Genomic DNA, 698 nt, shown 5'->3' with positions numbered 1-698 from the left:
CTAAATCTCTGCTAATCAGTAAAATTCCCTGTATTTTTGGCGTAATACGATAAATTACACTGAAATTGGCCCAAAAAAATCTCCAATTCCTAGTGAAATTTCCTAATACTTACCAAAGGGCGGTCTTGTTGAAAAGTTCCAAGTTCCGGCCGCCCTGCCGGGGGCGTGGGCCCCGGCCTTAACAACAAAAACGGAGGAACGAAATGACAACAAAGATTGTCATAGGACTCGACGGGACTGAAACCGGCGAGCGTGCGATTGCCTTTGCCAAGGATTTGGCAAAGCTGATCGGAACGTGCGATTTGCTGGTCGCTTATGTGATCGAATGGTCACCTTACACATTCCAGACACCTGAAGAAAACGCCCAGCGCCACAAGCGCCGCGAAGAAGAGGTTGATCTGGCAATGTCGCGTGTCGTGACACCTGCTGTTGAGGCCCTCAGGGCTGCGGGATTCGAAGCGCAGGGCATTGTGCGCCATGGCGATGTTGCGGAAACGCTGAACGCCATCACGGTCGAAAACGGAGGCTCGCAAATCGTCGTGGGTCGGGCATCTGCGGACGGGATCAAGAAACGCCTGTTCGGCAGTTCGACGCAATATCTGGTAATGCATGCCGACGTTCCGGTTACGGTCGTGAACTGAGGGGAGGGCTAAAATGAGAACGCTAAAAACACTTGGCGCCGTAACGGCCGCCACCAT

At 52.6% G+C, this 698-nt stretch carries 1 protein-coding gene; it reads left to right on the top strand.

Annotation, left to right across the window (positions count from 1 at the left end; all coding sequences use genetic code 11):
* The first annotated feature begins 203 nt into the window (after positions 1–203).
* On the top strand, positions 204–641 hold the full coding sequence (locus ACR1XY_RS24700; RefSeq protein ID WP_209506060.1) for a universal stress protein: 438 nt from the start codon (positions 204–206) through the stop codon (positions 639–641).
* The last annotated feature ends 57 nt before the right edge of the window (positions 642–698 follow it).

This window comes from Ruegeria sp. AD11(2025) (assembly GCF_056542405.1).
This window is presented reverse-complemented; position numbering and strand designations above follow the sequence as displayed.

Excerpts from the sequence above, each read along its gene's own strand:
- ACR1XY_RS24700 (WP_209506060.1), top strand. The coding sequence starts at position 204 with ATGACAACAAAGATTGTCATAGGACTCGACGGGACTGAAACCGGCGAG.